We start from the raw sequence: 6,674 nt of genomic DNA on the forward strand, positions 1-6,674 counted from the left end.
TGGAATAGTGTGCTCAAGAGAACCTATCGGACAAAAGCAGCACTGCGCGTATCAAGATATGGCAGGGCAATACTATTCTCCTCGCGAACGCGCTTCAAGGCGTGCAATAGCGCGTTCTGTGACCTCTAAGCCCGCCTTCAGGACAGCCTCTTTATACTCGCGTACCAGCATCTGATATTCAAGGAGGCGAGGGCGACGGCTTGGACGATCCGCATAGTGCTGGCGGACCTGTTCCATATGCACAAGCTGTTGACGTAGACTATCCCGATGCTGTTGTAAGTGAAACAGGGCGGTTTCGTCATCGGTCTCCCCACAGAAGAAGAGCTTGGTGAGAAACTCATCCTTTGTATAGCGCTCCGGGACCGCTTCTTGCAGCCAGTGTGCAAGTTCTTGTTGTCCAGCCTCTGTCAGTCGATAGACCTTGCGGTTCGGACGCGACGTCTGGACGATCACTTCGGCCTCAACAAGCCCGTCATCGCTCAGGCTCTTGAGTGTCGTATAGATCTGGCTGTTGCCCGCGTTCCAGTAACTGGCAATGGCACGGTCAAATGCCTGCTTGATATCATAGCCGCTCATGGGATGGGCCCAGAGCAGGCCGAGAATAATATGGCGGAGCCGATTGCGTGATGAGGGCGCGTGGCTGTTCTGACTTTCCTGCATATCAATCTCTGCTTCTGATGGGTTAAGATGCTCGCGCATAGGCTCTTCCCTGTTCTCTATTGGGTTGTAGCGCGCTTCTTGCGTTCATATATTATAGCATGCTGGTGTATTGCCTGTGTGAATCGAGATGAAGCAGGTATGGTATACTGTCAAAAGATAAAGACTCCTTTTGTGACAGTCAAAACCCCTGTGAGAAATCGGATATCATTTGACACAACTCTTATGAGAGAAAAGCGTAGATATTAAAAGGCAAGCAATGCTTATCTAAGATAGCCTGGGGAAAGAGAGAAACGAAGGGCGATACGGCTCTATCATAGGAATACCGAAAGCATGGGCCGAATCAGTAGCAGCTCCACGAATGGTACCGCAAGCAGGAATAGATGTCAGCAATCCATCCGTGCCTTATATCTCTTGTACCCGGTAATCCTATGAGCGAAGAATGTATGATAACAGGTAGTATTATTGGGAAAAGCTGTAGAGCTACGTTGGAGGTCTAGTGAATGGACGCCCGTTTTTATCAGTCCGAAGAGATAGACATTGAGCGACTGGCGAATGATCTTGTGAGTGCCTATAGAGCTCAAGGGTATCAGGCCCAGCAGATCGGGAACAATGATCAGATGCTGGTGCAGTTGAAGAGGGGAGGCGACTTTGAAGCCCTTGTTGGTATGCAGGCCGCACTTTCTTTGACTCTACAGCGTACATCCGGTGGCGTCCTGGCAATGATCGGACAGCAGCGCTGGGTGGATAAAGCTGCCGTCGGTGCTGTGGGTATTCTGGCCATGCCTGTGCTCTGGCCGTTGGCGCTAACCGCTGGCGTGGGTGCTTTGCGCCAGGCAAGTCTGGGTAATCAGGTATTGAATATGGTCGATGGGCTGGTACGCCAGCAGCGCCCGGGTATTATACCGGGTCCCGTTCCTCAGTTCTTGCTGCCGCAGGTACAACAACAATGGACCTCGCCGCAGCAGCAACAGCAGACACCATATTATATCCCTGCGCCGCGTATTGATGTGCCGCCAGAGCAGCAGCCTCAATCCTGGCCCGCTCCGATGCCTGTGGCTGGTGGTCCGCTGCGGTGTCAGCATTGTAATACACCGTATGAGAAGGGGGACACGTTCTGTTCCGGTTGTGGTCGCTCATTGACACCGCCGAAGCTGTATTGTCCGCGCTGTAACACAGAATTGAAGCAGGGAGCGGCTTTCTGTCCCAAATGTGGTGCATCGACGTTTGATACTGTTGCCAAACAGGCTGCTTCTCAGACGCCATTGCCTCCCCCGTCGGCGCCCTCTCCCCGCGTGACCTACACGCCGCCCGAGGAGCCAGCCTATACGCCGCCAACGTATCGGCCACCTGAGACACCGGTGTATACGCCGCCGCCTGCGCCTTCGCAGCCTCCGGTTTACCGGCCTATTGTGGAATCAACTATCGTGCCACCCACTCCGCCAGAGCGGCCACCTGAGCCACAGTATGTCCCGCCGAAGACGCAGAACCCGGCAGTACAGCCACAACCAAAAATTACCTATGTTCCGGGCGGTGAGAAGAAAGAGCCTCAGCAGGCTCCTCAACAGCCAGAAGTGCCGTATTATGTGCCCAAAAATCAGCAAGCACCGGCTGCCGCTTCTCAGCCGACGGTCTCCTATGTGCCGGGTAGTGGCCAGAAAGACACGACGTCTGCCCCTGAACAGAAGAAAGAGGAAGTGTATTATACACCTCCTCCACATCTGCAACAGCAGATAGAGCAGGCCCGGCAGGATCAGAAGAATAAGCCCAGAATTGTTGAACCGGCGCAGAAACCGGCTCCGCCCAAACAGCCGCTTAAAGCGCGCCCTGCCGCGTCTGAAGGGTCTTCCGCCAACACTGTCTGGGGAAAGCTGACCTTTAGCGATGGGTCTGAGGTTCAGTTACAGGGTGAGCGTGCTGTTGTCGGACGCTATGATCATGATCTCGGTGGTATCCGGCCAGAAGTTGATCTTGGCTTAAAGGATGGCGCTGATACGGTGTCTCGCATTCATGCTGCAATCGAGCATATCGGTAGCACCTACACGGTAACCGATCTGAACAGCACCAACTCGACCAAGCTCAATGGTACAAAGCTGGAACCGGATAAAGCGACGCCTATCAAGGATGGTGATACCATCTCCTTTGGGAAGGTCACATGTACCTTTAAACGCGCATAAACAGAGCAGACAGGTGAGGGCGATCCAGTCGATCGCCCTTCCTTTTTGTCCCGGCGTGAGGTCATTTGCTTTCTTGAGCTGATGTATGGTATACTGACAAGCACTTGAACGAATACTATTCCAGAAGGAGTATGTTTACGCATGGGTATCGTGCTGTACAGGCTGCGGGTAAGATAATCCGCTGTGACTGGGCCTGTACGAATTGTCTTCCAAACCTTCTCTTTTTGAGAAGCACGTTCTTGTATCTCCTTTTTCTTTTCCACCTGTGAGAAAGGTAGAGCTGCCCGACAGCGGATGTCTGCTGTTTGGAGGGAGCTCCTGGCCTTTTTTCTTACTCTCAGCCTCTTCTTCAAATAGCACCTGTCTGGCTTGTAGGCGCGTTTGCCTCTCATGCTCCTGGATGAAGGAGAGACCAATGACAGAGAGACAATCACCTTCGAGACGCTCTACAGTTCGCACTAGTTGGGACCCTCTGGCCGAGTGGTATGATGGCTGGTCTGGCAAGGATGGTAGTCTGCATCATCGCAAGCTGGCGATTCCCACAACACTGGAACTGCTTGATCCACAGATGAACGAGCGTATCCTTGATATTGGCGCTGGCCTGGGCGCGCTGGCCCCTCATGTGGCCGCTCGCCTTGCGCAGTATGTCGGCGTGGATGTTAGCGTCCGTATGGTACAGAAAGCGCGGAAGTATCACGGTCATGTCGGGACGTTTCTTCAGGGAGATGCTCGCCACTTGCATCGTGTACCAGGAATACAGTCTGCCTCATTTGAGGGCGCGGTTTTCCTCCTGAGCATTCAAGATATGAATCCGCTTGCCGATGTGTTGCGTTCGGCTGCCTGGGCTTTACGTGGCGGGGGAAGGCTGATCATTTTGATGATCCATCCCTGCTTTCGAGTTCCTCGTCAGAGTGGTTGGGGCTGGCAGGAAGAGCGAGCCCTGCAATATCGGCGGGTAGATCGCTATCTGACGCCGCTTGCCGTGCCTCTCAAGGAGTATCCGGGCAAGGCGCAGGGAAGCAGCCGCAGTTTCCATCGTCCCCTGCATGAGTATGTGAATGGCCTGGCTGATAGTGGCTTTGTGCTTGACCGCATGAAAGAAATCACTTCCTCTCTGGCGGCGAGCGGCGCGAAATCAAAGGCTGAAGCGCGTGCTCATCAGGAAATACCGCTTTTTCTGGCCTTGCGAGCGCGTAAACTCTAGTCTTCGGGTGCCCTTGTTTCTTTCTGGAGACAGGGGCACAGCATTTACATACTTTTCTATTGATTTCTACAGGTTGGAGTATATTTCTGGTATCAGGAAATAAAGAAAAAGAGGAAAACCATTTTTCCCTCTTTAGTGTGATATAATAAGGAAACCTGTTCAGCTTTTGCATGTGAGTTGGAAGAAAAGAGGGAAAGCCTTATGCGTTTTACAATGCCCGGAACAAGGGTCATTACTCGTATCGGGGCGCTATTATGTATTGCGAGTGTCTTTGTGACGCTACCTGACGTAACCGGAGTGCATGGAGCCTCCGCGGCACAGCAGCCAGTTTTCCCAAAACGTCAGCTTCGCGCCGCCTGGATAGCGACCGTTACGAATATTGATTGGCCCTCAAAGACCGGTCTGTCCATTGCTGCACAGAAACAGGAGTTTATCGGGCTGCTGGAAACCTTGCAGAAGATGAATTTTAATGCTGTTGTGGTCCAGATTAAGCCAACCGCCGATGCTTTCTATCCATCTCAGTACGGCCCCTGGTCTGAATATCTGACCGGCGTACAGGGAAAGGACCCCGGCTATAACCCGCTGGCTTTTATGCTTGAAGAAGCCCACAAACGGAATTTTGAATTCCATGCCTGGTTTAACCCCTATCGCATCAGCATGCAGGATGATATGAACAGGCTTGCGCCCGATCATCCGGCGCGAAAACATAAAGACTGGGTGATTGCGTATGGTGGGAAGCTCTATTATAATCCGGGAGAGCCAGCAGCGCGAGACTTTATTGAGCAAAGTGTGCTCGAAGTTGTGAAGAACTATGACATTGATGCTGTCCACATGGACGACTACTTCTACCCCTACCCTGTTGATGGGCAGGATTTTCCCGATGATGCCACCTACAAGAAATATGGCGCGGGCAAATTTGCCAATAAAGCCGACTGGCGACGCGATAATGTCAACCGCCTGGTTCAGGAACTCTCACAGAAGATCAAACACGAGAAGCAGTACGTAAAATTCGGGATCAGTCCCTTTGGGGTCTGGCGCAATAAGTCGGATGATCCAACCGGTTCGGATACCAGAGCCGGAACGACCAATTATGATACTCTCTATGCGGATACGCGCCTCTGGATCAAGCAAGGGTGGCTTGATTATATTACGCCTCAGATCTACTGGAATATCGGCTTTGAGGTCGCTGATTATGCGAAACTGGTCGATTGGTGGAACAAGGAGGTACAGGGAAGCCGTACGCAGCTCTATACCGGGCAGGCCGCGTATAAAATCGGAACCGATTCACCGCCTGACTGGAAAGACCCGGAAGAGATTCCTGATCAGCTTCGTCTGAACCTGCGCTATAAAAATGTCCAGGGAAGCATGTTCTTCAGCATGAAAGATCTTCAGGAGAATCGCCTGAAAATCCGGGACAAACTGGCACAGGAGCTCTACAAGTATCCTGCGCTCATTCCTACCATGCCCTGGATTGATAAACTCCCCCCGACACCGGTTGAACTGGTGAGCGCTCGCGCGACCGAACAGGGCGTAGAACTCCACTGGATGGATCTCTCTTGTAATGATGCGACCTCCTTTGCGATCTATCGCTTTGAGGGAAACGAGAAACCAGGAGCTGCCGATTTCGCCAATGCCAGTAACCTCCTGACGCTCGTGCGCAATCAACAGGGAGATATTTCGCGCACCTTTGTTGACAAGACAGCCCAGCATGGCAAGACCTATACCTACTTTGTGACGGCGCTTGATCGCCTGCACAATGAAAGTGATCCCGGCAAAGGTCGCACCGTGAAGCTGCCATAAACGAAGCAATCTCCATGCCTGCTTGAGCTTCCTGCTTGAGCAGGCTTTTTCCTTTTTATTGATGTTCGCTGTGATCTATTTTAAATCATGCTTAAAAATACATAGGTGTATTTACAGATATTCATATATGTGATACTATACAGGTCGCTATCACTTTTAGGGGGGGTTAAGGAAAAAATAGAGGGATAGCAAAAATACGTACCTTTACAACCTGAGATTCTCTTTATTGAGTTGCTTGAATAAAAGCGGCTGGAGTGTTTATGAAGGTCTGGATCGTAAGCACCAAAAACTTCAAGGGTAAAACCTACATCCACGGGATTACAGAGGAAGGCAAAAATGTTCGTCTTTTGGATGAAAATGGTATGTACCCCCTACCCGATAGGCATAGTTATGTCCCCGGGGAGATCTATGAAATGCTTTTGCGTGATCCTGTGGACGGAGGAGATCCATTTTGGGAAAATAAATGTGTGGTTTCCCAGAAATGGAGTGGGTATGAGTGCAACCTTCGTCAATTCTTATTGAATAGGTTGACACTCCCCAGGCCTGAAGGCCGGGGATTCTTCCTTCATCCAGCCTGCTTGCGCGGCGCCGCAGTGCGACGACGCGTAGCGGCAGGCTGTCCAGAAGCGTTCGACGAGACACCCTCGTCGGTTCCCGTCTGCCCGACGGTACCCTGTAGCGCTTTGTGCAAGATATTTAAGGCGGCATTGTGATCGCGGTCGAGGAGCAGCCCACAGCCAGGACACAGATGGGTACGCATACTCAAGCTCTTCTTGACCCGCTGCCCACAACGAGAACAGTTCTGAGTCGTAAAGGCCGGTTCCACCCCGATCACC

General features: G+C 51.9%; 5 protein-coding genes. 3 read left to right on the top strand and 2 right to left on the bottom strand.

Going from position 1 to position 6,674, the window contains the following annotated elements; genetic code table 11:
* Nucleotides 1-72: 72 nt before the first annotated feature.
* Entirely contained in the window at nucleotides 73-699 is a 627-nt protein-coding gene (locus EI42_RS29645) for a PadR family transcriptional regulator (protein WP_111326250.1), read from the bottom strand.
* Between the two features lie 461 nt (nucleotides 700-1,160).
* Between EI42_RS29645 and EI42_RS29650 the strand changes: the two genes are divergently transcribed.
* The 3 genes from EI42_RS29650 to EI42_RS29660 all read left to right on the top strand — a co-directional run bounded on the left by EI42_RS29650 (nucleotide 1,161) and on the right by EI42_RS29660 (nucleotide 5,838).
* Nucleotides 1,161-2,834 (top strand): double zinc ribbon and FHA domain-containing protein, encoded by a 1,674-nt coding sequence (locus tag EI42_RS29650; RefSeq protein ID WP_111326251.1) that lies wholly within the window; start codon nucleotides 1,161-1,163, stop codon nucleotides 2,832-2,834.
* Between the two features lie 415 nt (nucleotides 2,835-3,249).
* Entirely contained in the window at nucleotides 3,250-4,038 is a 789-nt protein-coding gene (locus EI42_RS29655; protein ID WP_246046324.1) for a class I SAM-dependent methyltransferase, read from the top strand.
* A gap of 213 nt (nucleotides 4,039-4,251) precedes the next feature.
* Nucleotides 4,252-5,838: a glycoside hydrolase family 10-like protein gene (locus tag EI42_RS29660; RefSeq protein ID WP_111326256.1), complete on the top strand. Its 1,587-nt coding sequence runs from the start codon at nucleotides 4,252-4,254 to the stop codon at nucleotides 5,836-5,838.
* Between the two features lie 565 nt (nucleotides 5,839-6,403).
* On the opposite strand, the gene EI42_RS29670 is transcribed toward EI42_RS29660, so the two are convergent.
* Nucleotides 6,404-6,674 (bottom strand): zinc ribbon domain-containing protein (locus EI42_RS29670; protein WP_146505462.1); only part of this gene is annotated, 271 nt, incomplete at its 5' end.

Origin of the sequence: Thermosporothrix hazakensis (assembly GCF_003253565.1) — a bacterium.
GTDB classification, from domain to species: Bacteria; Chloroflexota; Ktedonobacteria; order Ktedonobacterales; family Ktedonobacteraceae; genus Thermosporothrix; species Thermosporothrix hazakensis.

Excerpts from the sequence above, each read along its gene's own strand:
- EI42_RS29655 (WP_246046324.1), top strand. The coding sequence starts at position 3,250 with ATGACAGAGAGACAATCACCTTCGAGACGCTCTACAGTTCGCACTAGT.
- EI42_RS29660 (WP_111326256.1), top strand. The coding sequence starts at position 4,252 with ATGCCCGGAACAAGGGTCATTACTCGTATCGGGGCGCTATTATGTATT.
- EI42_RS29645 (WP_111326250.1), bottom strand. The coding sequence starts at position 699 with ATGCGCGAGCATCTTAACCCATCAGAAGCAGAGATTGATATGCAGGAA.
- EI42_RS29650 (WP_111326251.1), top strand. The coding sequence starts at position 1,161 with ATGGACGCCCGTTTTTATCAGTCCGAAGAGATAGACATTGAGCGACTG.